This is a genomic window from Pseudomonas rossensis, assembly GCF_039888995.1.
GTDB lineage: Bacteria > Pseudomonadota > Gammaproteobacteria > Pseudomonadales > Pseudomonadaceae > Aquipseudomonas > Aquipseudomonas rossensis.
The window spans coordinates 12,528-38,725 of record NZ_JBBWCB010000011.1 but is presented as its reverse complement, the minus strand read 5'-3'; the positions used below and the strand labels follow the sequence as shown (position 1 = coordinate 38,725).

Genomic DNA, 26,198 nt, shown 5'->3' with positions numbered 1-26,198 from the left:
GTCGCCACACCGCCAATTTGAAGGAATGAACCATGCTGCAACTGATCCTCGGCGGCGCCCGATCCGGCAAAAGTCGCCTGGCCGAAAAACTCGCCTCCGACAGCGCTCTGGCAGTGACGTACATCGCCACCAGCCAACCCCTCGACGGTGAAATGAACGAGCGGGTGGCCCATCACCGCGCCCGTCGTCCAGCCGAATGGGCGTTGATCGAGGAGCCGGTGGAGCTCGCCCGCATCCTGCGCGAAACCGCCAGTGCCGAACGTTGCCTGCTGGTGGATTGCCTGACCCTGTGGCTGACCAACCTGCTGATGCTCGACGACGCCGAGCGGCTGTCGGCCGAGCGTGATGCGCTGCTGGACTGCCTGGCGTCGTTGCCGGGTGAAATCATTTTTGTCAGCAACGAGACCGGAATGGGTGTCGTGCCGCTGGGCGAATTGACTCGCCGCTATGTCGATGAAGCCGGTTGGTTGCATCAAGCTTTGGCTGAACGCTGTCAGCGCGTCGTCCTGACCGTCGCCGGCCTGCCCCTGACTTTGAAAGGAACTGCGTTATGACTCAATCCTGGTGGCTTAACCCGTGCAAACCGATCGATGTTCAAGCGGTCGAGCAGGCGCAGGCCCGTCAACAGCAGCTGACCAAACCGGCCGGCTCCCTCGGTCGGCTTGAGTCGGTGGCCGTGCAATTGGCCGGGATGCAGGGGCAGGTCAAGCCGAGACTGGATCAGCTGTGGATCGCGATTTTTGCCGGTGACCATGGAGTGGTCGCCGAAGGAGTGTCGGCGTTTCCCCAGGAAGTCACCGGGCAGATGCTGCTCAACTTCGTCAGTGGTGGGGCGGCGATCAGCGTGTTGGCGCGGCAACTCGGGGCCTCCCTGGAAGTCGTCGACCTCGGCACGGTGACGCCGTCGTTGAATTTACCGGGTGTGCGTCACTTGAACATCGGTCCGGGCACGGCGAATTTCGTCGAAGGGGCGGCGATGACGCCGGCTCAAGGCGAACTTGCTTTGCAGGCCGGCCGCGACAGCGTGCAGCGCGCCATCGTGGCGGGTGCGCAGTTGTTTATCGGTGGTGAGATGGGCATTGGCAACACCACCGCGGCCAGCGCGTTGGCCTGTGCCTTGCTCGATTGCCCGGTGGTGCATCTGGCCGGGCCGGGCACGGGTTTGAACGCGGCGGGTGTCAGTCATAAAGCCCAGGTTATCGAGCGCGCTTTGGCATTGCACAGCGCTCAGCGTGGCGATGCGTTGCAAACCCTGTTCAACCTCGGCGGTTTTGAAATCGCGGCACTGGTCGGCGCGTATCTGGCGTGTGCCCAGGAAGGCATCGCGGTGCTGGTGGACGGTTTTATTTGCAGCGTCGCGGCATTGGTCGCGGTGCGCTTGAATCCTGAATGCCGTCAGTGGTTGTTGTTCGGTCATCGCGGCGCCGAGCCGGGCCATCGTCATGTACTGGAAACCCTGAACGCCGAACCGCTGCTGGACCTCGGCCTGCGTCTGGGCGAGGGCAGTGGCGCTGCGTTGGCCGTGCCGTTGCTGCGTCTGGCCTGCGACCTTCACGGGCAGATGGCGACCTTCGCCGAGGCCGCTGTGGCGGACCGTCCGGCATGACCTTGCACCTGGACCTGTTGCGCCACGGGGAAACCGAACTCGGTGGCGGTTTGCGCGGCAGCCTCGACGATGCGCTGACCGAAAAGGGCTGGGCGCAGATGCGCGCGGCGGTGGTCGAGCAGGGGCCTTGGGATCGTTTGGTCAGCTCGCCGTTGCGGCGGTGTGCGCGGTTCGCCGAAGAACTCAGCGCACAGCTGGGTTTGCCGGTGCAATTGGATAAAGACCTGCAAGAGCTGCACTTCGGCGCCTGGGAAGGGCAGAGCGCCGCCGCGCTGATGGACACCGATGCCGAGGCGTTGGGATTGTTCTGGGCCGACCCTTATTCGTTTACGCCGCCTCAGGGTGAGCCGGTGGTGGATTTTGCGACGCGGGTGTTGGCAGCTGTTGAGCGCTTGCAGGCTGCCTACGCCGGCGAGCGGGTGTTGCTGATCAGTCACGGCGGGGTCATGCGCTTGTTGCTGGCTCAGGCGCGGGGATTGCCTCGTGAGCAGTTGCTCAACGTCGAAGTCGGGCATGGCGCGTTGTTTTCGCTGTCGGTCGAATCCGGCGTGTTGTTAAGGGAAGCGAGCTGACCATGTTGCCGTTCTGGATCGCCCTGCAATTTTTGAGCAGTCTGCCGATTCGTCTGCCGGGCATGCCGGCGCCACAGGAATTGGGGCGATCGCTGCTGTTTTATCCGCTGGTCGGCCTGCTGTTTGGCGGGATTTTGTGGGCGTTCAACTGGCTGTTGCTCGGCACTCCGTTGTTGCTTCATGCAGCGCTGTTGCTGACGGTTTGGGTATGGCTCAGCGGCGCGTTGCACCTGGACGGCCTGGCCGACAGCGCCGATGCGTGGCTCGGTGGGTTCGGCGATCGCGAGCGCACGCTGACGATCATGAAGGACCCGCGCAGCGGGCCGATCGCGGTGGTGACGCTGGTGCTGGTGTTGCTGCTCAAATTCGCCGCGTTGCTGGCATTGATCGAGCAGCAACACGCCGTTGTCCTGATCATTGTTCCGTTGATTGGACGCAGCGCAATGCTGGGCTTGTTCCTGACCACGCCTTATGTGCGTGCCGGTGGCTTGGGGCAAGCGCTGGCCGATCATCTGCCGCGTTTGGCGGGCAAGCAGGTGTTGGCGGTGAGTGCGTTGGCTTGCGTTTTGATTGCCGGTCTCAGCGGCGTGTTGGCAGTCGTGCTGGCGGCGCTGGTGTTTGTCTGGTTGCGGCAAGTGATGCTGCGCCGATTGGGCGGCACGACGGGCGATACGGCGGGGGCGTTGCTGGAAATCCTTGAGGTCGCGGTGCTGGTGGGATTGGCGATCTCCTGAACTTCCCACATCATGTAACTTGATTTAACACAACCGCGGGTATATACACGCACCATGCTCGATTCCCAATGTTTATGCATCAACCTGCGTCGCGCCGCCCGTGGCGTCAGCAGGCACTACGACGGCGCTCTCGACGGCTTCGGGATCAACGTTGCCCAGTATTCTCTGCTGTGTAATCTGCAGCGTCTGGATAAACCGAGTATTTCCACGTTGGCCGAGGCCATGGGGCTGGATCGCAGCACCTTGGGGCGCAATTTGCGGGTGCTGGAAGGCGAAGGCCTGCTGATGCTGGTCGAGGGCGAAGACATGCGCAATCGCATCGTCATGCTCACCGAGGCGGGTGTTGAACGCCTGAAAGCGGCCTTGCCGGCTTGGGAAGCGGCGCAACAGCGGTTGATTGACCGTCTGGGTGCCGAGAAACGCGAAACCTTGCTGCGACTGCTGGACGAACTGGCGTGATGCCGGTTTTTCCGATCTTAAGCGGGTATATACCCGCTACCGGAGAATAAGAATGACCTCGATGTGGCGTACGTGCGGTTGGGTTTTGTTGGGGAGTACGCTGATTCTCGCGTTGTCCTTGGGCGTCAGACACGGCTTCGGGCTGTTTCTGGCGCCAATGAGTGCCGAATTCGGCTGGGGGCGTGAGACGTTTGCCTTCGCCATTGCCTTGCAGAACCTGATCTGGGGCTTGGCGCAGCCATTCACCGGCGCGCTGGCCGACCGCTTTGGCGCCGCGAAAGTGGTGCTGATCGGCGGTGTCTTGTATGCATTGGGCCTGGTGTTGATGGGCCTGTCGGATTCCGCCGTGACCTTGTCCCTGAGTGCCGGCCTGTTGATCGGTATCGGCCTGTCGGGCACTTCGTTCTCGGTGATCCTTGGCGTGGTCGGTCGCGCGGTGCCGCCAGAGAAACGCAGCATGGGCATGGGCATTGCCAGCGCAGCCGGCTCTTTCGGTCAATTCGCCATGTTGCCCGGTACGCTGGGGTTGATCGGCTGGCTCGGCTGGTCCGCGGCATTGCTGGTGTTGGGCCTGTTGGTGGCGCTGATCGTGCCGTTGGTGAGCATGCTCAAGGACAAGCCGCTACCGGTGTTCGGTCATGAGCAAACACTGTCCGAAGCCCTGCGCGAGGCCTGTTCCCATTCGGGATTCTGGCTGCTGGCATTCGGTTTTTTTGTCTGTGGTTTCCAGGTGGTATTCATCGGCGTGCACTTGCCGGCTTATCTGGTGGATCAGCACCTCCCGGCGAGCGTCGGCACGACGGTGCTGGCGCTGATCGGGCTGTTCAATATTTTCGGTACCTACACGGCAGGCTGGCTCGGCGGGCGGATGTCCAAGCCACGTTTGCTCACCGGCCTGTATTTGCTGCGGGCGGTGGTGATCGGGCTGTTCCTGTGGGCGCCCGTCACGACGACCACCGCGTACCTGTTCGGCATGGCGATGGGCTTCCTGTGGCTGTCGACGGTGCCCTTGACCAACGGCACCGTCGCGACCTTGTTCGGCGTACGAAATCTGTCCATGCTCGGTGGGATTGTTTTCCTGTTTCACCAGCTCGGATCGTTCCTCGGCGGCTGGTTGGGCGGGGTGGTGTACGACCGAACCGGGAGCTATGACTTGATCTGGCAGGTAGCGATTCTCTTGAGTCTGTTGGCCGCCGCCCTGAACTGGCCGGTGCGTGAGCGGCCGGTGGCGCGCCTGCAAACACAGATGAGTGCGATATGAACAGCCTCTGGCCGCGGATCGCTGTCGTCGCTGTATGCGCCTTGCTGCTGACCCTGTCGTGGTGGGGCTGGCATCAGGGCGGGCTGGCGTTGATGCAACTGGGCATGGGTGCTTGCTAGCAGGATGTGAGGGCGAGTAACTTCGTTATTGACGATTTCTCTAGGATGCACCGACATGATGATGCGCTGGCTCGCAGTTTCCGCGTTACTGGTAGCGTTTAGTGGATTGGCTCAAGCGGCCGAGTGCCCGGACCTTTTGCAAGGCTCGTTGCCCAAGTTACGCGCCAAGGAATCCATCGACCTGTGCCAGCGCTTCGCCGGCAAACCGCTGGTGGTGGTCAATACCGCGAGCTTCTGTGGTTTCGCCCCGCAGTTCAAAAGCCTTGAGGCGCTGAATCAGCGTTACAAGGATCAGGGGCTGGAGGTGATCGGTGTTCCGTCCAATGACTTCAAGCAAGAGTCCAAGGATGGCGAAGAGACTGCCAAGGTCTGCTACGTGAACTACGGTGTGACGTTCACCATGACTGAACCGCAGAAAGTCCGCGGTGATGACGCGACGCATTTGTTCAAGATCATCGCCAAGCAGAGCACCGCGCCTAAGTGGAATTTCTACAAATATGTGGTCGATCGCAAGGGCAAGGTGATCGCCAATTTCTCCAGCCTGACCACGCCTGACGATCCCGAGTTCATCGCTGCGGTGGAGAAAGCCCTGGCCTCGCAACCCTGATCGACACCCGTTAAAAAGCCCCGCCTCTGTACAAGAGGGCGGGGCTTTTTCAATTCAGGCGGCGAGTGGTTCAAGCTCGCCGTGAATCATCAGAAGCGGTAGGTCGCGCCAACACCGAAACCGTTCGCATAGTTTTCATACTCGGCGCTGTAGTTCTGACGGCCGTTGTTGTTGTTGACCTTGACCGACTCTTCGCGCAGGTACGAGTACGCTACGTCGATGGTCAGGTCGTCGGTCGGGCTCCAGCCGGCGCCCAGGCTGAAAATCTTGCGATCGCCAGTCGGGATGCGTGGAGAGCGGTTTTCGTTGTTGGTCGGCGACTGGTCAACCGACAGGCCGGTACGCAGCACCCACTGCTTGTTCAGCTGGTACGAAGCACCGATGGCGTGAGCCCAGGTGTCGTGCCAGTTCTGCTCTTCGGTGATAGTGCCAAAGCCGCGTGCGGCCAGGGCGGCAGGAACGCCTTCGTTCTCGACGGAGATTTCTTTCAGGCGGCTCCAGCGAGTCCAGGTGCTGCCTGCGTAGAGGGTCCACTGATCGTTCAGCTGGTGAGTGACCGAGAAGTCCACCGACTCAGGCGTGGTGATGTCCAGCGAAGCGTCGAACTTCTGGTTCGGGTTCTGGCCCAGCGCCGCGAGCACGCCGTAGTTGACCTTGGTGTCACCTTCGAGCTTGTACTTCACTTTCGAGTGATAGGTCAGGCCGAGGCGAGTGCTTTCGAGGGCTTGAACCATGATGCCGATGTTGTAACCCAGCGCGGTGTCGTCACCCTTGATCTTGACGGTACCGTCTGCTGCGCGAGGGTTCAGCGACAGATTCGATTCCAGGGTGCCGTCAATGCGGTTGATGGTCGGACCGAAACCGATCGACACCTTGTCGTTGAAGGCGTAGCTGACGGTTGGCTGGAGAGTCACGATTTTGACTTCGCTCTTGCTGCCGAAGTATTTGCCGGCGAAGCCGTTCTCGTAGTCGGTCACCAGGCCGAATGGAGCGTAGACGCCGAAACCGACTGCCCACTGGTCATCGATTGGCTTTACGTAGTAGCCCATGGGGACGCCCATGAAAGGGACCATGTCACCTTTGTTGGTACCACTATTCGGACTGGAGCTCGCATCACTGATATCAGTGTGCGCGTCGATAAATGCAACACCACCGGTCACTTGTTCGCGCTTGAGGCGAGACATGCCGGCAGGGTTACCAAAAACTGTGGATGCGTCGTCGGCAGATGAAGATCGCCCGGCAAAACCTGTCCCCATCCCGCTGATGCTTTGTTCGTTGAGGGCAAAGCCACTTGCGAAGATCTGGGTGGATGCCAAGGCAACGGCGAGGCTAAGGGTGGTTTTGAGCATTACTTTTTTCATTATTAGAACTCCTGGTGATCACCGGGGCGAAAATTACCAACATTTTCGTCCCAGCGCTATAGGCTGTGAGGCTTGATTTAGAGCGGTTTTGTAGGACAATCCGACCAAAATCGCAGCAGTTGCGCGATCTTGTGGAAACAGCAGATCAGCAGGCGACCTGATTCAGCGGTGAGACACAGGTTTGCCAGGCGCAGGTGAAGTCTCTCAGGCGTCCTTGAGGCTGGAAGGTCTGGCGCCAGATGCGGGCCATTCCCAGTAGGTCGTCTGCTTCGGGGAGGGGGGTGTTCTGTTCTTCTACCAGCAGCCAGGCGATGGCTGTGGCGTAACGCAGGTTGACGGTCAATTCGAGGTGCGGACCACTCAGGAACGCATGTTGGCTGGCCAGGCCGCGAACCAGGCTTGCGCGTTCCGGATCAAGTGCCAGGTAGTGGTCCCAAAGTGCTTGATGGCGGGGTTCGGCGATTCGGTACAGGCCGTGTCCTCGGCGGTCATGCAGGGCAGTACCAAGGGCTGACTGGCTGGCGGCGACGCCCAGCAGCAGGGATTCGGCAGTTGCGCTATGGCGCCCGAGATAAATCAATGTCGGACGGATCACATAACGGCACAGTTCGCTGGCAGCGATACCCATAAAGCCCTCGAAACATGAAATGGTCGGCGATACCTGAAGGGGCCTTGGCAGCGGGTGAATCGACTCAGGCTCGCCGGAAGCGGCTCAAGCCGCTTGAGTTGAAGTGTAGTGTCATATTCGCGCCGTAAAGGCCTGTTTTTAAAATATTTCCGGCTGGGAGTTATAACCGTTATATCGGTTTGTGCTTAGGCGGTGGCAGCGAAAAGAGAAATATCGGGCAATAAAAAGCCCCGCTTTTTGAGCGAGGCTTTTGAGGTTTTCAGTCTTTCTGGCGTATCAGGCAACCAGTGCCTGACGGGTACGCTCGATCACGGCCTGCAGCGGCTCGGCGCTGGAGTATTGATCGGGGTACAGGCGTTCGCTGTGACGAGCGATGCCGTGTTCGTTGACCAGAGTGAAGCTGAAGCAGCCTTTGCGAGCAGCCATGATCAGGCAGTTCATTGGTGCAAAAGCATTGGTTAGGGTGCGAATGGCATCCTGGGTGTGGATTTGAGTAGACATAGTCATTGGGTGTTCCTACAAGCGACACGGATAAGAACCGTGCAAAGTTAAAACGTTCCAGTGACGACGACCACCATTGGTCGAACGAAGAACCCGACTGGAACAAAGCAGCCAGTTTGAAGCGCTGATAAATTGGCGCGCTTGGGCTGGCAGGTAGGTACTTAGGAGGGCAGGCAACACATCAAGGGCAAAGGTTCTGGGCCCAGGGTGAAGATCCTGATCAATTTGCAGGTTGGTTCGGTCAGAGTAAGTGAGCTTCGCAACACCCTTTGCTTTCGATTCAAAGGCTGTGTTGACGCAAGGTTTACCTGGAAACCATCGAGGTGGTCGATCCCGCCTTGTCGGTGGAGACTTCCTTTGGGAAGGCTGACCGGGGGGATTTGTTCGACCAGAATTGACTTTCAGCTTGGTACTAACGCCGCGGATACTAACGGATTGAATTGCTGAAGGGAAGTGTGTTAGCAAAAAAGTTCTCTGGATGCCCCTCATTCAACGCCCGGATTGGCGCTCGGAAAAAGCCATGACCCGCAGACTTGCCCTGTAATAGCACAAATTCCGACTATTGGTAGTCACGGCTCATCGGGCCAGGACCAGCCTGGATCATGGGTTTGCCAAGGTTTATCCCCAGGTGCAGGCGAAAAATGCGCCGAAAAAGCGCATCGATATAACTGCCTCGAAGATACTTGTGCACATAAGTCACGGAGGGTGTCACGCCGCTGTCATCTTCCCTTCAAACGCAGTGGGTGCCTGTAACCAAAATTTAAGTCAATGAAAAACATCGCTTTTTTTTGCTGGTGAAAAAATCGTCAGTTTGACTGCGGGCCCCATTCCATAGGGCTTTGCGAGAGTTCAAGGGCGGTTGTCCACTGAGTTATCCACAGCTTCTGTGGATTGTCCCGAGCGCTTGCTCTAGGACGGTCGTACTGGGTTTTTTTAGGCTTTACCTGTAAGAAAAAAAGAGTAGAGTGGCGCGCCTTCCGATCTGCCCCACAGTGCTTTATGAAGTTTCGCTCAGTATCAGTCTCTGCAACCTCCACACCTCCCAGCGTAACCCCGCCCAAGCGCTTTTCGATGCGTGTGGCTGAGTGGCTGCTGGACAGCCCGCGTCTGGGCGAAAACCCCAACGTCAAACACTTCGCCGGACGTTTGCTCAAGCAGCCAGCCCGTGAAGGGGTCGTGGCCGCGCAAAGCCGACTCGGTCAACTGATGTGCCGTGAATGCGGGAATGCCCGGGATCGCCGTATCGGTCAGGACCTTCTGCGTTCGGCCGCGCGGGCAGGGGATCGGCGCGCCCAGCAAGAACTTGGGCTGATCGAAGACTGAGCTGTCCAAGACCTGACGCCTTGGTTAACCTTCAAGCTTTATTTCATTGGCAGGAGTGGCTATGGCTATGGACTTGACCAGCGCATTGCTCGGTCTGGCGGGCGCTGCGCTGCCGTTACTGGTACTGGCCTGGCAACTTCAGCGGCGAGCGAGCGCCACACATTCAGAAGTTGCACTGCTGGAAGAGCGTCTGGCCACGGCCCATCTGGCTCAGGATGGATTGAACGCGCAACTCGAAGCCTGTCGCGATGAAATGGGTGATCTGGGCCAGGCCAACGCCGCCAAACAAGCAGACCTGGCCGCTGTGCGCCGTGAAGTCGAACTGCTGCAGATCGAACGTGACGACGCCCGCGATGCCGCCCACGCCTGGAATCTGGAACGCGCCGGCAAAGAGGCTGAGTTGCGTCGTCTGGACGCCCAGGCCGCTTCGCTCAACGCCGAGCTACGTGAGCAGCAGGAAAGCCATCAGCAGCGCCTTAACGACCTGCAGGGCTCGCGAGACGAGCTGCGAGCGCAGTTCGCGGAGCTGGCTGGCAAGATCTTCGACGAGCGCGAGCAGCGCTTTGCCGAAACCAGCCAACAACGCCTCGGTCAGTTGCTCGATCCGTTGAAGGAACGCATCCAGTCCTTCGAAAAACGCGTCGAAGAAAGTTATCAGGCAGAAGCCCGCGAACGTTTTTCCCTGGCCAAGGAACTGGAGCGGCTGCAACAGCTGAACCTGCGCCTGAGCGACGAAGCCACCAACCTGACCCGCGCCTTGAAAGGGCAAAAAACCCAAGGTAACTGGGGCGAGCTGATTCTTGAGCGAGTGCTTGAACACGCGGGCCTGGAGAAGGGGCGCGAGTACCAGACCCAGGTCAACCTCAAGGGCCCGGACGGTGAGCGTTTCCAGCCGGACGTGATCATTTATCTGCCGGGCGACAAACAGGTGGTGGTCGACTCCAAGGTCAGCCTCACGGCCTATCAGCAATACGTCGCGGCCGAAGACGATGCCATCGGCCAGATCGCCATCAAACAGCACGTGCTGTCCCTGCGCACTCACGTCAAAGGGCTGGCCGGCAAGGATTACAAGCGTCTCGACGGTTTGCACAGCCTGGATTTCGTCCTGCTTTTCGTACCGATCGAAGCGGCGTTTTCCGCCGCATTGCAGGCTGAGCCGACGCTGTTCCAAGAGGCCTTCGACCGCAACATCGTGATCGTCAGCCCGACCACGTTGCTGGCGACCCTGCGTGTCATCGACAGCCTGTGGAAGCAGGAACGCCAGAGCCAGAACGCCCGGGAAATCGCCGAGCGGGCCGGGTGGCTGTACGACAAGTTCGTGTTGTTCATCCAGGATCTGGATGAAGTCGGCAATCGCTTACAACAATTGGACAAAGCCTACAGCTCTGCGCGCAATAAGCTGACGGAGGGCCGCGGCAATCTGGTTAGTCGTAGCGAGCAGCTCAAATTGCTTGGCGCGCGGGCGAGCAAGAGCCTGCCGGCAGACTTGCTGGAACGGGCGATGACGGATGTCGATGGTTTGGCCGAGTTGCCTGAATAACATCAAAAGATCGCAGCCTGCGGCAGCTCCTACAGGTGTACGTAATTCCGTGTAGGAGCTGCCGAAGGCTGCGATCTTTTGATTTTGACGTTACAGCGGCAAATGCCGGCTCAGCAACGCCCGCAACGCCGCCGGTTTCACCGGTTTAGCCAGGTAGTCCAGCCCCGCCGCATGCACCTGGGCCACCGTCTCCGGTCGCCCATCGGCGCTGATCACTACCCCTGGCACTGGCTCACCCAAACGGGTTCGCAGCCATGCCATCAGTTCGGTCCCGGTCTCGCCATCGTCCAGGTGGTAATCCACCAAGGCCAATTGAGGTCGCATCCCGTCGCTGAGCAGCGCCGCGCATTCATCGCGGTTGCGCGCGGTCCAGACCTGACAACCCCAGCGCGTGAGCAAACTGTTCATGCCGATCAGGATGCTGTCTTCGTTGTCGATGCACAGTACCTGCGCGCCGCTCAGCAATTTGCCATTGAGTTCGGCGACCTTGGTCGGGGTCGGGGTCGCGGACTGCGCCCGAGCCAACGGCACACTGACACTGAACACGCTGCCGCGCCCCGGCCAGGAGCGTACGCGCAAGGTATGACCCAGCACGCGACACAACCCGTCGGCGATCGCCAGGCCCAGCCCCAGGCCTTTCTCAGCACGCGTCTGGTGGCTGTCGAGGCGTTTGAATTCTTCGAAAATGACCTGCTGTTTATCCACCGGAATGCCCGGACCACGGTCCCAGACTTCCAGACACAGCTCGCCCTTGCGTCGGCGAACCCCTAGCAGCACCGGGCCTTTGGCATAGCGGAAGGCATTGGTCAGGAAGTTCTGCAGGATTCGTCGCAGCAGTTTGATGTCGCTGTCGACGCGCAACGTACTGCCCCTGACACGGAATTTCAGCCCCTGGTCGCGGGCCAGCGCCTTGAACTCGGCACCGAGGATGTCGAACAGTTCATTGAGCACAAAAGGCTTGGGATCAGGATTGATCTTGCCGTTCTCCAGGCGGGAAATGTCCAGCAGGTCGCTGATCAAATCTTCGGCTGAGCGCAGTGAACTGTCCAAGTGATGGACCAGTTTCTGCGCCTCGCCGGATAAGCCGTCGTCTTGGTGGGAAAGGGCGGCCGAGAACAGTCGCGCAGCGTTCAACGGTTGCATCAAGTCGTGGCTGACCGCCGCCAGGAAACGGGTTTTCGACTGGTTGGCCGACTCCGCGGTGCCCTTGGCTTCGGTCAGGGCGACGTTGAGTTGCGACAGTTCGTGGGTCCGCTCGGTGACCCGTCGCTCCAAGCCCTCGTTGGCTTCGGTCAGCGCTTGCTCAGCCTCACGGAACGCGGTGATGTCGGTGAAACTCATGACAAAACCGCCGCCCGGCATCGGGTTGCCGATCAGCTCGATCACACGGCCATTTGGGAAAAGTCTTTCAGATGTGTGGGCGCGGCCCTGACGCATCCAGTGCAAGCGGCGGGCGACGTGCACTTCGGCTTCGCCGGGGCCGCACAGGCCGCGCTCGGCGTTGTAGCGAATGATGTCGGCAATCGGGCGGCCAAGCCTGATCAGTCCATCCGGGTAGTTGAACAGCTCCAGGTAGCGCCGGTTCCAGGCCACCAGTTTCAGCGACTGGTCGACCACACTGATGCCTTGGGTGATGTTCTCGATCGCGCCTTGCAGCAGCGCGCGGTTGAATTGCAGCACTTCCGAGGCTTCGTCGGCGATTCGGACGACGTCCTCGAGTTGCATTTCCCTGCCTTCGATGGCGGCTTTTACCACCGCCCGGGTCGAAGAAGCACCCAGCACACCGGCCAGCAAGCGTTCAGTGTGGGCGATCCATTCACCGTCGGCGTTCTGGTTCGGGTTGAAGCCTTTGCCCTGACGGTAGGCGAAGCGGATAAAACTCTGACGGGCGCGTTCTTCGCCGACGAAGCGTGCGGCCAGCTGCAACAAATCGTCGATCTGCACCGACAGCATCGAACGGGCGCTGGGGCGGGCGCTGATTTCCTGACCGATGAAGCGACCCGCCTGCCAATGTTCCGAAACCCTCGTACGCGACAGCACCGACACCCAGGCGAACAGCGTGAAGTTGCCCGCAAGAGACAGCACCACGCCTTGGGTCAGCGGGGTAATCGGCAGGTGCAACGGGTTGCTGTGTAACCAGGCCAGGCCAGGGAAACTGCTCAACGACAAGCCGAGGCTGTTGGCGGCAATCGGCAGGATCAAGGTATAGAACCACAGGAACGTCCCGGCGGCGAGACCGGCGAAAACACCGCGACGATTGGCCTGTTTCCAGTACAGGGCGCCGAGCATGGCCGGTGCCAGTTGGGTCACGGCGGCGAAGGCGATCTGGCCGATGGTCGCCAGGCTCGCCGTCGAGCCGAGCAGGCGATAACTGACGTAGGCCAGCAGCAGAATCACCACAATGCTCACTCGGCGCACCGAGAGCATCCACTGGCGGAACACTTCGAACGGCCGCTCGGCGTTGTTGCGCCTCAGCAACCATGGCAACAGCATGTCGTTGGAGACCATGGTAGACAACGCCACGCTGGCGACAATCACCATGCCGGTCGCCGCCGAGGCGCCACCGATAAACGCCAGCATCGCCAGGGCAGGATGGGATTGGGCCAGCGGCAGACTGATAACAAAAGAGTCCGGCAGTACCGAGCTCGGCAGCAGCATCTGACCGGCGAGGGCGATAGGAACGACGAACAGCGCCGCCAGCGCCAGATAGGCTGGAAACACCCATTTGGCCAGACGTAGATCCTGAGGGTCGATGTTTTCCACCACGGTCACGTGGAACTGCCGGGGCAAGCAGATGATTGCCATCATCGCCACACCGGTCTGCACCACCATCGATGGCCAGTTGATGGTTTCCTTCCAGTATTCTTCCAGACGTGGGGCGAGCATGGCCTGGTCGAACAGGTCCTCGAAACCGTCGTACAGGCCGTAGGTCACGAACGCGCCGACCGCGAGAAAAGCGAACAGCTTGACCAGCGATTCGAACGCAATCGCCAGCACCATGCCGCGGTGGTGTTCCGTGGCGTCGAGGTTGCGGGTACCGAAGACGATGGTGAACAGCGCCAGCACCAGCGACACGATCAGCGCCGTGTCCTGGGCGCGAGTGCCCATGGCGTCGGCACCGGCGCCGATCAGCAAGTTCACCCCGAGCACGATGCCCTTGAGTTGCAGCGCGATGTAGGGCAACACGCCGACCAGGCAGATCAGCGCCACCACCACGGCCAGCGACTGGGATTTGCCATAACGCGCGGCGATGAAGTCGGCAATGGAGGTGATGTTCTCCTGCTTGCTGATCATCACCATTTTTTGCAGGACCCACGGCGCGCACACCAGCAGCAGGATCGGCCCGAGGTAGATCGGCAGGAAAGACCAGAGCTGTTCGGCGGCCTGGCCCACGGCGCCAAAGAAGGTCCAGCTGGTGCAATAGACGGCCAGCGACAGGCTGTACACCCAAGCGCGCACTCGCGGCGGCAACGGTGTGCTGCGACGGTCGCCGTAGAAGGCGATGGCGAACAAGATGGCCATATAGGCCAGGGCGACGGCGGCGATCAGCCCGCTGGACAGCGACATGGGAACTCCAGACAAAATACACCCGGGACTCCCGCCCGGACAGACAGTCTCGCACGATGGCAGGGGTTAGTCAGTGTCGACCAAGGTCGCGGCGCGGCGGGGTGTCGCAGGGTGCGTGCCAGTTGGATCTTTGGTGTTTGTGCAGGCCTCATCGTCGGAACGCCGCCCGGAGCAAGCTCGCTCCCACATTGGGTCTGCGTCGTTCACAAATCCCTGTGGGAGCGAGCTTGCTCGCGATGGCGGTATCACTGACTCAGCGCAATCTCGATCAACCGATGCAGCTCCTCAACCTCCAGCGGCGCCGCTGAAAAGAGGATACGAAACACCGTCGGCGCCGCCACCATGTTGATCAGCCGATCGACGTTCGGCTTCGGCTGATCGGGGTAACGATCCAGAATCGTCTGCAGCTGCCCACCAATGATCGTCGCGCAGAGGGCTGGTGTGGTGCTGCATTGCACGTCGCGCAAGATGTTGCGGCCGGGCTCGGAGCTCATCTCGTCCAGATACTGCTCGGCCCAGGCGCGCACGTCACCGCGCAGGCTGCCGGTATTGGCCGGCTCGCTCTCGGGGCGCATGCGGGCGAGGGCGACGTCCGCCAACAACACCGACAAATCGCCCCAGCGCCGGTAGATGGTCGACGGCGTGACGCCGGCTCGCGCGGCGATTTGCGGGACGGTCACGGTGGCGCGGTCCTGCTCTTCGAGGAGATCGCGGACTGCCGAGTGAACCGACTCTTGCACCCGGGCGCTGCGTCCGCCGGGGCGTAAACCTTCTTTAATAGCCATGCATCGGACCTTAACACAAAGAATTTGCTTTAAGCGTCAGCCAGTCGCACACTCCGCAAAAGCAAAAATTTAGCTTTTACGGAGTGTATTCATGTCCAGTTCAACGTCTAATCGTTCAAGCCTGTGGTTCCTGGCGATCACCTTACTCAGTTTTCTTGCCGCTTCCACCGCGCCGACGCCGTTGTATCACTTGTACCAGGAACACCTGCAGTTCTCGGCAGCGACCCTGACCCTGATTTTCGGCGTGTACGCCATCAGCTTGCTGGCGGCATTGCTCACGGTCGGTTCGCTCTCGGATTACCTGGGGCGCAAACCGGTGATCTTCACCGCTGTGATGTTGAACATGCTGGCGATGCTGCTGTTTATCAATGCAGACAGTGTCGCCTGGTTGATCAGTGCGCGAGTGCTTCAAGGTTTTGCTACAGGGATGGCCACTGCCGTATTGAGCGCGTCGCTGTTGGACACCGATCGCCAGCAAGGTTCGCTGGTCAACAGTGTCGCGCCGTTGCTGGGCATGGCGGCGGGTGCCATGGGCTGCGGCTTGTTGGCCCAGTTCGCACCACTGCCGTTGCAATTGACCTATTGGGTGTTGTTCGCGCTGTTCGTGATGCAAGCGCTGTACGTCTGGCGTTTGCCGGAAAGCGTCAGTCCCCAGCCGGGAGCCTGGGCCTCGCTGCGCCCGACCCTGCATGTGCCGATCCAGGCGCGGCGTGCGTTGTGGCTGGTGCTGCCGATCAACATCGCGGTCTGGGCGCTCGGTGGTTTTTACGCTTCTTTGGCGCCGTCTCTGGTGCGCACGGCCACCGGATCGACCTCAAATCTGATTGGCGGTGCGACGGTGGCGGTGTTGACGGTGACCGGCGCGTTGATGATCTACACCCTGCGTGATCGGCCGGCCGACAAGGTTTTGCGATTAGGCGGCAGCCTGCTGCCCGCCGGCGTCGCGCTGATTCTGATGGCGGTGCATAGCGCCAGCCTGACACTGTTTTTCATCGGGACGCTGTTGGCCGGTGGCGGTTTCGGTGCCGGTTTCCTCGGTGCGCTGCGCAGCGTCGTGCCGCTGGCCTTGCCCCATGAACGGGCGGGGTTGATGTCGGCTTACTATGTGCTCAGTTATCTGGCGTTCTGCTTGCCGTCGTTGCTGGCCGGAAACTTGACCCGGACCTTCGGGCTGGTGGCCACCACCGATGGTTACGGCGCGGTGCTGATTATTCTCTCGGTCGGCGCTTTGTTCGCGTTGATGCGTCAGCAGTCCTTGAAAGTATGTGGCGTCGATGTTCGATGACCGCTAGCCTTGGCACCGCCATACCTTTCGACGGACCGACGCATGAAAATCATCCGCAGCAAATCCTTCACCGCTGACCGAGCCTGGGGCGCTTTGGATATCGCCAACATGAACGGCATCACCACGCGTTTGCACTGGACCGATCAGCCCTATAAATGGCACATCAATGATGGGCAAGAAGTGTTCGTGGTGCTGGATGGTCAAGTGCAGATGCGCTATCGCGAAGCAGGTCAGGAGAAAGAAGTGATGTTGGGTGTAGGAGATATCTTCTATGCCGACGTCGGTACCGAACACGTTGCCCATCCGCAGGGTGCGGCGAGAATCCTGGTGATCGAGACTGAAGGCAGCGTCTGACGCTATATCTGCAAAACAGATAACAGTTAGAGATATTACCCGTTATATCGATATTCGATTCGGATCTACCATGAGCTCCACCTCAACAGAGGACAGGAGTTCACCATGACATGCCCCAACACCGCCCCAGCCGGTTTCAAACCCTTCAGTCATTTGCAGCACCCGCGTGAAGTCATCCGCCAGTTCACGCCTAACTGGTTCGCCGCCACCATGGGCACCGGTGTGCTGGCGTTGGCGCTGGCGCAGCTGCCTGCCGCAAGTCCCGGTTTGCACGTGATTGCCGAAGCCCTTTGGCTGTTCAATATCGTCCTGTTCGTTTTGTTCACTGCGGTATACGCGACGCGTTGGGTACTGTTTTTTGATGAGGCGCGTCGGATTTTCGGCCACTCCACGGTCTCGATGTTTTTTGGCACCATCCCCATGGGCCTGGCGACCATCATTAATGGCGTTCTCTTGTTCGGTTTGCCGCGTTGGGGCGAGGGCGTGATTCATGTCGCCGAGGTGCTGTGGTGGCTGGATGTGGCGATGTCTCTGGCATGCGGCGTGCTGATTCCCTACATGATGTTTACCCGTCAGGAACACAGCATCGACCAGATGACTGCCGTCTGGCTGTTGCCGGTGGTGGCGGCGGAAGTGGCGGCCGCCAGCGGTGGTCTGTTGGCGCCGCACCTGGCCGATGCCCATTCGCAACTGGTGGTGCTGGTGACCAGCTACGTGCTTTGGGCATTTTCCTTACCGGTGGCGTTCAGCATTCTGACCATTCTGTTGCTGCGCATGGCGCTGCATAAATTGCCCCATGAAAACATGGCCGCCTCCAGCTGGCTCGCGCTCGGCCCGATCGGCACCGGGGCGCTGGGCATGTTGCTGCTGGGCGCGGACGCGCCGGCGATCTTTGCGGCCAACGGTCTGGCGGGCATCGGTGAAATCGCCGCCGGGCTGGGGTTGGTGGCCGGGATCACCCTATGGGGTTTTGGTCTGTGGTGGATGTTGATCGCGGTGCTCATCACCCTGCGTTACCTGCGCATCGGTATTCCGTTCAATCTCGGCTGGTGGGGTTTCACCTTCCCGTTGGGCGTCTATTCCCTGGCGACGTTGAAACTGGCCAGCACCTTGAACCTGACGTTTTTCAGTGCCTTCGGCTGCGTGCTGGTGGTGATGCTGGCGGTGATGTGGCTGATCGTCGCCAAACGGACAGTGCAGGGCGCCTGGCGGGGCGAGTTGTTTGTCTCGCCGTGCATTGCAGGATTAAAGAAATAACCTGCAAGTTTTAGGTAATGTGTGGCCTGGATCGCCGTTAGATATTCCAATAACTGCATCCACGCCACTCTCAACCCACTCTTTTATGCAAATCAGGGACACATGGAAGATGAGTCACCCCTCACAGTTCACCTTGCTTCGCACCCGGCGCTTCCTGCCGTTCTTCGTCACACAGTCGCTCGGGGCGTTCAACGACAACATCTTCAAGCAGTCGCTGATTCTCGCCATTCTCTACAAGTTGACTATCGACGGCGACCGCTCGATTTGGGTCAACCTGTGTGCGCTACTGTTCATCCTGCCGTTCTTCCTGTTCTCGGCATTGGCCGGGCAGTTCGGTGAAAAGTTCGCCAAGGACGCGCTGATCCGTCTGATCAAGCTCGGGGAAATCGCCATCATGGCGGTAGGTGCGGTCGGTTTCATGTTCGATCACCTGTGGCTGATGCTGGTGGCGCTGTTTGCCATGGGCACGCACTCGGCGCTGTTCGGGCCGGTGAAATACTCGATCCTGCCCCAGGCCTTGCGTGACGAAGAGTTGGTGGGTGGCAACGGCCTCGTGGAAATGGGCACCTTCCTGGCGATCCTCGCCGGGACCATCGGTGCCGGGATCATGATGTCCTCCAGTAATTACGCGCCGATCGTCTCCACGGCGATCATCGGTGTTGCGGTGCTCGGCTATCTGGCCAGCCGCAGCATTCCACGGGCTGCGGCCGCCTCCCCGGAAATGCGTCTGAACTGGAACATTTTCAGCCAGTCCTGGGCCACGTTGAAACTGGGCTTGGGGCAGACGCCAGCGGTGTCACGCTCGATTGTCGGCAACTCGTGGTTCTGGTTTGTCGGGGCGATTTATCTGACGCAGATCCCGGCCTATGCCAAGGAGTGGATGCACGGCGACGAAACCGTGGTGACGCTGATTCTTACGGTGTTCTCGGTCGGCATCGCGCTCGGTTCGATGCTTTGCGAGAAACTGTCCGGCCGCAAAGTCGAGATCGGTCTGGTGCCGTTCGGCTCTTTCGGTCTGACGGTGTTTGGTTTGCTGCTGTGGTGGCATTCCGGTGGAATTCCGGACAGCGTTACCGGCCATGGCTGGATCGAAGTCCTGGGTTTTGGCCACGCCTGGCTGGTGTTGATCGACATTCTGGGGCTTGGGGTATTCGGCGGTTTCTACATCGTGCCGCTGTACGCGCTGATTCAGTCACGTACTCCCGAGAACGAGCGGGCGCGGGTGATTGCCGCCAACAATATTCTCAACGCGCTGTTCATGGTGGTCTCGGCGATTGTCTCGATCGTCTTGCTGAGCATGGTCAAACTGTCGATCCCGCAGCTGTTCCTGGTGGTGTCGCTGCTGAACATCGGCGTCAACGCCTACATCTTCAGCATCGTCCCCGAGTTCAGCATGCGCTTCATGATCTGGCTGCTCAGCCATTCCATGTACCGCGTGGAACATCGCAATCTGCAGCTGATTCCCGATGAAGGCGCGGCGTTGCTGGTGTGTAATCACGTGTCCTTCGTCGATGCCTTGCTGATTGGCGGCGCGGTGCGTCGGCCGATTCGCTTTGTGATGTATTACAAGATCTACAACTTGCCAGTGCTGAACTTCATCTTCCGCACGGCCGGGACCATTCCGATCGCGGGGCGTCAGGAAGACATTCAGATCTACGAAAACGCGTTCACGCGCATTGCTCAGTATCTGAAGGACGGCGAGTTGGTGTGCATTTTCCCTGAGGGCAAATTGACCGCCGATGGCGAGATCAACGAGTTCAAGGGTGGGCTGAAGCGGATTCTCGAAGAGACGCCGGTGCCGGTGATTCCGTTGGCATTGCAGGGTTTGTGGGGGAGCTTCTTCAGCCGCGATCCGCAAAAGGGCGTGTTTCGCCGGTTGTGGTCACGGGTGACGCTGGTGGCAGGGCCTGCGGTGTCGGTTGAAGTGGCAGAACCAGCCCGGTTGCAAGGGTTGGTGGGGGAATTGCGCGGCGCTGTGCGCTAATTCCTTTCGTTGCGGGCCGCTGCACCAGCGAGCCCGCTCTGGCGGATGTTAGCCCGCCATCGCCAACCGGTTACGTCCCTCGCGCTTGGCCACATACAACGCACTGTCGGCCCGTCGCAACAGGCTCTCGGCAGACTCGCCGGGCAATAGCGTCGAGCAGCCAAGGCTGACCGTCAGCTCGATCGCATGGCCGTCGGCCGAGTATTCCTCTGCCTGCACTGCAAATCGTAGCCGTTCGCCAACCATGGCTGCCGCCTCACGACTCGTGTTGGACAGCAGGATCAGGAACTCCTCGCCACCAAACCGGAAAACCATGTCCACGTTGCGCAATTGGCTTTTGATCGAGGCTGCGACGGCCTTGAGCACGTCATCGCCGGCGCTGTGTCCGTGGTTGTCGTTGATGTGTTTGAAGTGATCGATGTCCAGCATCAGCAGCGACAAGGGTTGCAGATGCCGACGCGCCATCTCGATTTCCCGTTGCAGGGTCTGATCCATGGCGATGCGGTTGCCGGTGTCCGTGAGCGGATCGCGCAAGGCGCTTTGGGTGGCGGCGCGGTAGAGCAGGGCATTGCGCATCGGATACATCAATGCGGACAGCAGCGACTCAAGGTTGCACTGTTCCTGTTCACTGAACCGCTGATTGCGGCGGAATACCAAGTCACCCAGGTGCTCGCCTTCATGGCTGAGGCTGTAGCTGATCGAATGATGGCCGCGCTGGCCGAACTCCAGGCGCAAGTCGCTGGCCTTGTGCTGATAGATCAAGGTGTCGAGCGGTACAAGTCGCTGAATTTCACGAAAGAAGAGCCCGAGAATGCGTTGCGGCTCAAGACTGGTTTGCAGCTGCAGGCTCAGCTTCTGGCGCAGTTGCGCGACGTTGACAGGCCGCTCCCGAAGGGGAGGCTGCTGACCAAGACCCAGGCGTTGCAATTTGGCAACATCGAAGTCAATTGCGTTGGTCTGGGAAGGTGATTTCATATGGCGTCCGCCCGATTGCTTTCACACTGCGTGTCTGAGCAAATTTAGAGCGAAAGTCGTGCCATTCAGTTCAGTCGAATATAAAGCGTTATAAATCAATAGGTTGATAGTTGTTTAAAAAATTTTTCCGAACGCGGTGACAGTTGTTTGACTTGCATCAGTGTGGTTGTGGCGCACTTTGAGTGCCGCGACGGGAAGCCGTCGCAGCACAAAAGCAATGCGCAGGCGTTACTGAGCGTTGAACGCCTGGCCGTTGATGCCGGTGCTGTCCGGACCCATCAGGTAGAGGTAGACCGGCATGATCTCCTCGGGCGTCGGGTTGTTCAGCGGGTTTTCACCGGGATAAGCCTGGGCGCGCATGCTGGTGCGGGTGGCGCCCGGGTTGATGCTGTTGGAACGCACCGGTGCCACGGTGTCGACTTCGTCGGCCAGGGTTTGCATCAAACCTTCGGTGGCGAACTTGGACACGCCGTAAGCACCCCAATACGCACGACCCTTGCGGCCGACGCTGCTGGAGGTGAACACCACCGAAGCGTCCTGGGACAGCTTGAGCAGCGGCAACAGGGTGCTGGTGAGCATGAACATGGCGTTGACGTTGACTTTCATGACCCGCATGAAGTTTTCGCCGGACAGCTGCTCGATCGGCGTACGCGGGCCAATGATCGACGCGTTGTGCAGCAAACCGTCGAGATGGCCGAATTCGGTTTCGATCATCGCTGCCAGCTCATCGTATTGATGGGGCAGGGCGGTTTCCAGGTTGAACGGGATCACGGCCGGTTGTGGATGGCCGGCGGCTTCGATTTCGTCGTAGATCTGAATCAGGTTGGCTTCGGTCTTGCCCAGCAGCAGCACGGTGGCGCCGTGTGCGGCGAAGGTTTTTGCGGCGGCAGCGCCGATGCCACGGCCAGCGCCGGTGACCAGAATGACCCGGTCCTTGAGCAATTCTGGGCGGGCGGAATAATCAAACATAAGAAACCTCACAAAAACAGAAGACAGATCGCGGCGCGGCCAATCGCGGGCAAGCCCGCTCCCACAAGAGTCGAGGGTGTTTACACAATTTGTATTCGCCACCAGAACCCTGTGGGAGCGGGCTTGCCCGCGAAGGCGTCAGCATTCACGCCACATACCCGAAGCTTGAAATCGATTTTCAGCACCCACACAGCGCGCTATCCAGCACCTTGCGCAACTCCAGCGGATGATCGACCACCACATCCGCGCCCCAATGCCGCGGGTTATCGTCTGGATGAATGTAGCCATAGGTCACGGCGGCCGTCTTGGTGCCGGCATCGCGACCGGATTCGATATCACGCAAGTCATCACCCACAAACAGCACGCTGGCCGGGTCCAGGTCGAGCATCTTGCACGCCAGGATCAACGGCTCGGGGTCCGGTTTGCTGTTCTTCACATGGTCCGGGCAGATCAACAGCGCCGAGCGCTCGGCCAGGCCAAGCTGTTGCATGATCGGTTCAGCGAACCGCAGCGGCTTGTTGGTGACCACGCCCCAGATCAGGTTGGCCTTCTCGATGTCGGCCAGCAGTTCGCCCATGCCGTCGAAGAGTTTGCTGTGAACCGCGCAACCGGCGAGGTAACGCTCCAGGAACTCCAGGCGCAATTCCTCGAAACCCGGTGATTCCGGGTCCATGGAGAAGGTCACGGCGACCATCGCCTTGGCGCCACCGGAAATTTCGTCGCGAATGTGTTTGTCGTTCATTGGCGGCAGGCCGCGGTCGGCACGCATCGCCTGACAGATCGCAATGAAGTCCGGCGCGGTGTCGAGCAGGGTGCCGTCCATGTCGAAAAGAACTGCTCTGATACGCATCGGCTTACTCCTCCCGCAGGGTCTGGATCATGTAGTTGACGTCCACGTCGGAGGCCAGTTTGTAGTGCTTGGTCAGCGGGTTGTAGGTCAGGCCGATGATGTCCTTGACGGTCAGGCCGGCCATGCGGCTCCAGGCACCCAGCTCGGACGGGCGAATGAATTTCTTGAAATCGTGGGTGCCGCGAGGCAGCAGCTTCATGATGTATTCCGCGCCGACGATGGCGAACAGGTACGCCTTCGGGTTGCGGTTGATGGTGGAGAAGAACACCTGGCCGCCGGGCTTGACCATGCGGAAGCAAGCGCGGATCACCGAAGACGGGTCCGGCACGTGCTCGAGCATTTCCAGGCACGTGACCACGTCGAACTGCTCGGGCATTTCTTCAGCCAGGGCTTCGGCGGTGATCTGCCGGTATTCGACGCTCACGCCGGATTCCAGTTGATGCAGTTGCGCGACCGCCAACGGCGCTTCGCCCATGTCGATGCCCATCACGGTGGCGCCGCGCTGGGCCATGGCTTCGCTGAGGATGCCGCCGCCGCAACCGACGTCGAGGACTTTCTTGCCGGCCAGGTTGACCCGCTCGTCAATCCAGTTGACCCGCAGCGGGTTGATGTCGTGCAGCGGTTTGAACTCGCTTTCGCGGTCCCACCAGCGATGGGCCAGGGCTTCGAATTTGGCGATTTCGGCGTAGTCGACGTTGCTCATGGTTAAGTCCTCTAAAACTTGAAAAATCCTGTTGCCCCGGCGGGTAGTCCGGGGTGCTTACGATTCGGTATGGCCGCTGATGCGTTGGCCCCAGGCCTTGGCGGTGGCGCAGAGCTGTTCTTCATCCAGACGAGTCAGGCGGCGGTCGTCGAGCAGTTGCTTGCCGGCGACCCAAAGGTGTTTCACGCAATCACGGCCGGTGGCATATATAAGCTGCGAAACCGGGTCATAGACCGGTTGCTGCGCCAGGCCGGAGAGGTCGAACGCGACGATGTCCGCTGCTTTGCCGACTTCCAGCGAACCGACGTCAGCCTCTATCCCCAGCGCACGGGCACCGTTGAGCGTGGCCATGCGCAGGGCGCGATGGGCATCCAGCGCAGTGGCCGAGCCGGCGACGGCTTTGGCCAGCAAGGCGGCGGTGCGGGTTTCGCCGAGCAGGTCCAGGTCGTTGTTGCTGGCCGAGCCATCGGTGCCGACCGCCACATTGACGCCAGCCTGCCACAAGCGCTCCACCGGGCAGAACCCGCTGGCCAGCTTCAGGTTGGATTCCGGGCAATGAATCACGTTGGTGTTGCTTTCTACCAGCAACACCAGGTCTTCGTCGCTGATCTGAGTCATGTGGACGGCCTGGAAGCGCGGCCCCAACAAACCCAGGCGCCCAAGTCGGGCCAATGGGCGTTCGCCGCGCTGCTCGACGGACTGCTGCACTTCATAAGCCGTTTCATGCACGTGCATATGGATCGAGGCGTCCAGTTCTTCGGCGATCACCCGGATTTTCTCCAGGTTCTCGTCGCCCACGGTGTAGGGTGCATGGGGGCCGAAGGTGACTTTGATACGCTCGTGGTGCTTGAGATCGTTGAACAGTTCGACGCCCTGACGAATGGCTTCATCCGCCGTGCTGGCGCCCGGAATCGGGAAATCGAGGATCGGAATGGCGATTTGCGCGCGAATGCCGCTGTTATGGACGCGCTCGCTGGCAACCTTCGAGAAGAAATACATGTCAGAGAAGCAGGTGATGCCACCTTTGATCTGCTCGGCGATCGCCAGGTCAGTGCCATCACGTACGAAAGCTTCATCGACCCACTTGGCTTCGGCCGGCCAGATGTGGTTTTCCAGCCAGGTCATCAGGGGCAGATCATCGGCCAGGCCACGGAACAGTGTCATCGCCGCATGCCCGTGGGCATTGATCAAGCCAGGGCAGAGCAACATGTCCGGCAGTTCGCGGACTTCGGTTGCGTCAAGCTTCAGCGCAGCCGAACGTGGGCCAATGAATACGATGCGTCCGTCGCGGATGCCCAGGGCGTGCTCTTTGAGGACAACGCCAGCGGGTTCGACGGGTACCAGCCAGGTCGGCAGCAATAGCAAGTCGAGCGCAGCGGCAGTGTTCGGCATCGAGAGTCGGTTCCAGAGCTTTTGTAAAGGATGGCGAAGTATACCCGAGCGTCTTCGCAGGGGGATCGCTATAATCGACGGCTTTTGTTCATGAGTGCGGGGTGAGGGATGCGCGATCGACTGTTGGCTGCGGAGAAGGTGAAGGCCATCGATTGGCGTGATGGCGCCCTTTACCTGCTGGATCAGCGTATTTTGCCGTTCGAGGAAACCTGGATCGCCTACACCAGCGCTGCTGGCGTGGCCGAGGCCATTCGTTCGATGGTGGTGCGCGGCGCGCCGGCGATTGGCATCAGTGCCGCCTATGGTGTTGTGCTGGCGGCCCGCGCGCGGTTTGCCGAGGGCGGTGACTGGCAGGCGGCGCTGGAAGAGGATTTCGCGCTGCTCGCCGATTCTCGTCCGACCGCGGTCAACCTGTTCTGGGCCCTGGGCCGCATGCGCGACCGGCTTGAGCGTCTGAAGCATCACGCCGATCCGCTGGCGGTGCTGGAGGCGGAGGCTATCGCCATTCACGAGAGTGATCGCGAAGCCAACCTGACCATGGCGCAACTGGGCGTGGAACTGATTCGCAAGCACCAGGGCAACGCCCAGGCGATTCTGACCCACTGCAACACCGGCGCTCTGGCCACCGGCGGCTTTGGCACGGCACTTGGCGTCATTCGTGGCGCTTTCATTGAAGGCATGGTCGAGCGCGTCTATGCCGACGAAACCCGTCCATGGCTGCAAGGTTCGCGGCTGACTGCATGGGAGCTGGCCAACGAAGGCATTCCCGTGACGCTCAATGCCGACTCCGCCGCCGCCCACATCATGAAGACCAAGGGCATTACCTGGGTAATCGTCGGCGCTGACCGGATCACCGCCAATGGCGACGTGGCCAACAAGATCGGCACCTATCAACTGGCGGTGAACGCCATGCACCACGGCGTGCGTTTCATGGTGGTGGCGCCGAGTTCGACCATCGACATGAACCTGGCCAGCGGTGATGACATCCCGATTGAAGAACGCGATGGTCGCGAGTTGCTGGAAGTCGGCGGCAAGCGGGTCGGGGCGGATGTCGATGCGTTCAACCCGGTGTTCGACGTGACCCCGGCGGATTTGATCGATGCGATCGTCACCGAAAAAGGCATCGTCGAGCGCCCGGACACCGCGAAAATGGCGCAGTTGATGTGTCGCAAGCGTCTGCATTAAAGATATCTGGTGTCTGATGAGACGCTATCGCGAGCAAGCTCGCTCCCACATTTGACCGAGATCTTCAGTTAGATACGATCAGTGTGGGAGCGAGCTTGCTCGCGATAGGGCCCGCAAAGTCAACAAATCAGCTTGAATTCTGTATTCGGCAACCCTCTAAGCCTCTCTCGTCCCCTTCAAG

At 60.1% G+C, this 26,198-nt stretch carries 25 protein-coding genes; 15 read left to right on the top strand and 10 right to left on the bottom strand.

Annotated features, from left to right (window positions below; genetic code table 11):
• The first annotated feature begins 32 nt into the window (after positions 1-32).
• Genes cobU through WLY71_RS05380 form a run of 8 tightly spaced genes read left to right on the top strand, consistent with a single transcriptional unit; the run spans position 33 to position 5,358 of the window.
• Positions 33-554 (top strand): bifunctional adenosylcobinamide kinase/adenosylcobinamide-phosphate guanylyltransferase, encoded by a 522-nt coding sequence (cobU, locus tag WLY71_RS05415; RefSeq protein WP_347802780.1) that lies wholly within the window; start codon positions 33-35, stop codon positions 552-554.
• A complete protein-coding gene (gene cobT / locus WLY71_RS05410; RefSeq protein WP_347802779.1) occupies positions 551-1,606 on the top strand; it encodes a nicotinate-nucleotide--dimethylbenzimidazole phosphoribosyltransferase in 1,056 nt (351 codons plus the stop codon). The genes cobU and cobT overlap by 4 nt, the downstream gene beginning before the upstream one ends.
• A complete protein-coding gene (gene cobC / locus WLY71_RS05405) occupies positions 1,603-2,178 on the top strand; it encodes an alpha-ribazole phosphatase family protein (RefSeq protein ID WP_347802778.1) in 576 nt (191 codons plus the stop codon). The genes cobT and cobC overlap by 4 nt, the downstream gene beginning before the upstream one ends.
• 2 nt (positions 2,179-2,180) lie before the next feature.
• Entirely contained in the window at positions 2,181-2,912 is a 732-nt protein-coding gene (locus tag WLY71_RS05400) for an adenosylcobinamide-GDP ribazoletransferase (protein WP_347802777.1), read from the top strand.
• A gap of 54 nt (positions 2,913-2,966) precedes the next feature.
• A complete protein-coding gene (locus tag WLY71_RS05395; RefSeq protein WP_033055842.1) occupies positions 2,967-3,371 on the top strand; it encodes a MarR family winged helix-turn-helix transcriptional regulator in 405 nt (134 codons plus the stop codon).
• Positions 3,372-3,423: 52 nt separating this feature from the next.
• Entirely contained in the window at positions 3,424-4,632 is a 1,209-nt protein-coding gene (locus WLY71_RS05390; RefSeq protein ID WP_347802776.1) for an MFS transporter, read from the top strand.
• A complete protein-coding gene (locus tag WLY71_RS05385; RefSeq protein WP_347802775.1) occupies positions 4,629-4,751 on the top strand; it encodes a hypothetical protein in 123 nt (40 codons plus the stop codon). The genes WLY71_RS05390 and WLY71_RS05385 overlap by 4 nt, the downstream gene beginning before the upstream one ends.
• Before the next feature lie 55 nt (positions 4,752-4,806).
• Complete coding sequence (locus WLY71_RS05380) at positions 4,807-5,358, top strand: glutathione peroxidase (RefSeq protein ID WP_347802774.1); 552 nt, start codon at positions 4,807-4,809, stop codon at positions 5,356-5,358.
• An 89-nt stretch (positions 5,359-5,447) separates the two neighbouring features.
• On the opposite strand, the gene WLY71_RS05375 is transcribed toward WLY71_RS05380, so the two are convergent.
• The 3 genes from WLY71_RS05375 to WLY71_RS05365 all read right to left on the bottom strand — a co-directional run bounded on the left by WLY71_RS05375 (position 5,448) and on the right by WLY71_RS05365 (position 7,848).
• Positions 5,448-6,719 (bottom strand): OmpP1/FadL family transporter, encoded by a 1,272-nt coding sequence (locus WLY71_RS05375; RefSeq protein ID WP_347802773.1) that lies wholly within the window; start codon positions 6,717-6,719, stop codon positions 5,448-5,450.
• Between the two features lie 145 nt (positions 6,720-6,864).
• Positions 6,865-7,347 carry a hypothetical protein gene (locus WLY71_RS05370; RefSeq protein ID WP_074874727.1) on the bottom strand — a complete coding sequence of 161 codons (483 nt, stop codon included), beginning with the start codon at positions 7,345-7,347 and terminating at the stop codon, positions 6,865-6,867.
• Between the two features lie 276 nt (positions 7,348-7,623).
• Complete coding sequence (locus WLY71_RS05365; protein WP_007898912.1) at positions 7,624-7,848, bottom strand: hypothetical protein; 225 nt, start codon at positions 7,846-7,848, stop codon at positions 7,624-7,626.
• A gap of 999 nt (positions 7,849-8,847) precedes the next feature.
• Between WLY71_RS05365 and WLY71_RS05360 the strand changes: the two genes are divergently transcribed.
• Entirely contained in the window at positions 8,848-9,171 is a 324-nt protein-coding gene (locus tag WLY71_RS05360) for an SEL1-like repeat protein (protein ID WP_080931979.1), read from the top strand.
• A gap of 175 nt (positions 9,172-9,346) precedes the next feature.
• Positions 9,347-10,711 carry a DNA recombination protein RmuC gene (locus WLY71_RS05355; protein WP_283184536.1) on the top strand — a complete coding sequence of 455 codons (1,365 nt, stop codon included), beginning with the start codon at positions 9,347-9,349 and terminating at the stop codon, positions 10,709-10,711.
• 90 nt (positions 10,712-10,801) lie between these two features.
• On the opposite strand, the gene WLY71_RS05350 is transcribed toward WLY71_RS05355, so the two are convergent.
• A complete protein-coding gene (locus tag WLY71_RS05350) occupies positions 10,802-14,278 on the bottom strand; it encodes a hybrid sensor histidine kinase/response regulator (RefSeq protein WP_347802772.1) in 3,477 nt (1,158 codons plus the stop codon).
• Positions 14,279-14,523: 245 nt separating this feature from the next.
• Positions 14,524-15,063, bottom strand: coding sequence for a TetR/AcrR family transcriptional regulator (locus WLY71_RS05345; RefSeq protein WP_129442373.1), 540 nt, complete (start codon positions 15,061-15,063; stop codon positions 14,524-14,526).
• A gap of 91 nt (positions 15,064-15,154) precedes the next feature.
• Between WLY71_RS05345 and WLY71_RS05340 the strand changes: the two genes are divergently transcribed.
• From WLY71_RS05340 to WLY71_RS05325, 4 genes are all read left to right on the top strand, one after another.
• Positions 15,155-16,348 carry an MFS transporter gene (locus WLY71_RS05340; RefSeq protein WP_347802771.1) on the top strand — a complete coding sequence of 398 codons (1,194 nt, stop codon included), beginning with the start codon at positions 15,155-15,157 and terminating at the stop codon, positions 16,346-16,348.
• A 42-nt stretch (positions 16,349-16,390) separates the two neighbouring features.
• Entirely contained in the window at positions 16,391-16,702 is a 312-nt protein-coding gene (locus WLY71_RS05335; protein ID WP_347802770.1) for a cupin domain-containing protein, read from the top strand.
• A 105-nt stretch (positions 16,703-16,807) separates the two neighbouring features.
• Positions 16,808-17,959, top strand: coding sequence for a TDT family transporter (locus WLY71_RS05330; protein WP_347802769.1), 1,152 nt, complete (start codon positions 16,808-16,810; stop codon positions 17,957-17,959).
• 109 nt (positions 17,960-18,068) lie between these two features.
• Positions 18,069-19,943, top strand: coding sequence for an MFS transporter (locus WLY71_RS05325; RefSeq protein ID WP_347802768.1), 1,875 nt, complete (start codon positions 18,069-18,071; stop codon positions 19,941-19,943).
• A 48-nt stretch (positions 19,944-19,991) separates the two neighbouring features.
• Here the strand turns inward: WLY71_RS05325 and WLY71_RS05320 are convergent, their stop codons facing one another.
• From WLY71_RS05320 to WLY71_RS05300, 5 genes are all read right to left on the bottom strand, one after another.
• Positions 19,992-20,918: a GGDEF domain-containing protein gene (locus WLY71_RS05320; protein ID WP_347802767.1), complete on the bottom strand. Its 927-nt coding sequence runs from the start codon at positions 20,916-20,918 to the stop codon at positions 19,992-19,994.
• Between the two features lie 228 nt (positions 20,919-21,146).
• Positions 21,147-21,887 carry a YciK family oxidoreductase gene (locus tag WLY71_RS05315; protein WP_347802766.1) on the bottom strand — a complete coding sequence of 247 codons (741 nt, stop codon included), beginning with the start codon at positions 21,885-21,887 and terminating at the stop codon, positions 21,147-21,149.
• A 178-nt stretch (positions 21,888-22,065) separates the two neighbouring features.
• Positions 22,066-22,737 (bottom strand): N-acetylmuramic acid 6-phosphate phosphatase MupP, encoded by a 672-nt coding sequence (gene mupP, locus WLY71_RS05310; RefSeq protein WP_033055824.1) that lies wholly within the window; start codon positions 22,735-22,737, stop codon positions 22,066-22,068.
• 4 nt (positions 22,738-22,741) lie between these two features.
• Positions 22,742-23,440 carry a bifunctional 2-polyprenyl-6-hydroxyphenol methylase/3-demethylubiquinol 3-O-methyltransferase UbiG gene (ubiG, locus tag WLY71_RS05305; RefSeq protein ID WP_033055822.1) on the bottom strand — a complete coding sequence of 233 codons (699 nt, stop codon included), beginning with the start codon at positions 23,438-23,440 and terminating at the stop codon, positions 22,742-22,744.
• Positions 23,441-23,497: 57 nt separating this feature from the next.
• A complete protein-coding gene (locus WLY71_RS05300) occupies positions 23,498-24,832 on the bottom strand; it encodes a TRZ/ATZ family hydrolase (RefSeq protein ID WP_347802765.1) in 1,335 nt (444 codons plus the stop codon).
• A gap of 108 nt (positions 24,833-24,940) precedes the next feature.
• On the opposite strand from WLY71_RS05300, the gene mtnA reads away from it, so the two are divergent.
• On the top strand, positions 24,941-26,017 hold the full coding sequence (gene mtnA / locus WLY71_RS05295) for an S-methyl-5-thioribose-1-phosphate isomerase (RefSeq protein WP_347802764.1): 1,077 nt from the start codon (positions 24,941-24,943) through the stop codon (positions 26,015-26,017).
• The last annotated feature ends 181 nt before the right edge of the window (positions 26,018-26,198 follow it).

Bases quoted from the DNA above. Each gene is read 5' to 3' on its own strand.
- WLY71_RS05300 (WP_347802765.1), bottom strand. From the start codon at position 24,832: ATGCCGAACACTGCCGCTGCGCTCGACTTGCTATTGCTGCCGACCTGG.
- WLY71_RS05395 (WP_033055842.1), top strand. From the start codon at position 2,967: ATGCTCGATTCCCAATGTTTATGCATCAACCTGCGTCGCGCCGCCCGT.
- mtnA (WP_347802764.1), top strand. From the start codon at position 24,941: ATGCGCGATCGACTGTTGGCTGCGGAGAAGGTGAAGGCCATCGATTGG.
- WLY71_RS05365 (WP_007898912.1), bottom strand. From the start codon at position 7,848: ATGTCTACTCAAATCCACACCCAGGATGCCATTCGCACCCTAACCAAT.
- WLY71_RS05360 (WP_080931979.1), top strand. From the start codon at position 8,848: ATGAAGTTTCGCTCAGTATCAGTCTCTGCAACCTCCACACCTCCCAGC.
- WLY71_RS05370 (WP_074874727.1), bottom strand. From the start codon at position 7,347: ATGGGTATCGCTGCCAGCGAACTGTGCCGTTATGTGATCCGTCCGACA.
- ubiG (WP_033055822.1), bottom strand. From the start codon at position 23,440: ATGAGCAACGTCGACTACGCCGAAATCGCCAAATTCGAAGCCCTGGCC.
- WLY71_RS05325 (WP_347802768.1), top strand. From the start codon at position 18,069: ATGAGTCACCCCTCACAGTTCACCTTGCTTCGCACCCGGCGCTTCCTG.
- mupP (WP_033055824.1), bottom strand. From the start codon at position 22,737: ATGCGTATCAGAGCAGTTCTTTTCGACATGGACGGCACCCTGCTCGAC.
- WLY71_RS05390 (WP_347802776.1), top strand. From the start codon at position 3,424: ATGACCTCGATGTGGCGTACGTGCGGTTGGGTTTTGTTGGGGAGTACG.
- WLY71_RS05315 (WP_347802766.1), bottom strand. From the start codon at position 21,887: ATGTTTGATTATTCCGCCCGCCCAGAATTGCTCAAGGACCGGGTCATT.
- WLY71_RS05385 (WP_347802775.1), top strand. From the start codon at position 4,629: ATGAACAGCCTCTGGCCGCGGATCGCTGTCGTCGCTGTATGCGCCTTG.
- WLY71_RS05375 (WP_347802773.1), bottom strand. From the start codon at position 6,719: ATGAAAAAAGTAATGCTCAAAACCACCCTTAGCCTCGCCGTTGCCTTG.
- WLY71_RS05335 (WP_347802770.1), top strand. From the start codon at position 16,391: ATGAAAATCATCCGCAGCAAATCCTTCACCGCTGACCGAGCCTGGGGC.
- cobU (WP_347802780.1), top strand. From the start codon at position 33: ATGCTGCAACTGATCCTCGGCGGCGCCCGATCCGGCAAAAGTCGCCTG.
- cobT (WP_347802779.1), top strand. From the start codon at position 551: ATGACTCAATCCTGGTGGCTTAACCCGTGCAAACCGATCGATGTTCAA.
- WLY71_RS05340 (WP_347802771.1), top strand. From the start codon at position 15,155: ATGTCCAGTTCAACGTCTAATCGTTCAAGCCTGTGGTTCCTGGCGATC.
- WLY71_RS05350 (WP_347802772.1), bottom strand. From the start codon at position 14,278: ATGTCGCTGTCCAGCGGGCTGATCGCCGCCGTCGCCCTGGCCTATATG.
- WLY71_RS05320 (WP_347802767.1), bottom strand. From the start codon at position 20,918: ATGAAATCACCTTCCCAGACCAACGCAATTGACTTCGATGTTGCCAAA.
- WLY71_RS05330 (WP_347802769.1), top strand. From the start codon at position 16,808: ATGACATGCCCCAACACCGCCCCAGCCGGTTTCAAACCCTTCAGTCAT.
- WLY71_RS05345 (WP_129442373.1), bottom strand. From the start codon at position 15,063: ATGGCTATTAAAGAAGGTTTACGCCCCGGCGGACGCAGCGCCCGGGTG.
- WLY71_RS05380 (WP_347802774.1), top strand. From the start codon at position 4,807: ATGATGATGCGCTGGCTCGCAGTTTCCGCGTTACTGGTAGCGTTTAGT.
- cobC (WP_347802778.1), top strand. From the start codon at position 1,603: ATGACCTTGCACCTGGACCTGTTGCGCCACGGGGAAACCGAACTCGGT.
- WLY71_RS05400 (WP_347802777.1), top strand. From the start codon at position 2,181: ATGTTGCCGTTCTGGATCGCCCTGCAATTTTTGAGCAGTCTGCCGATT.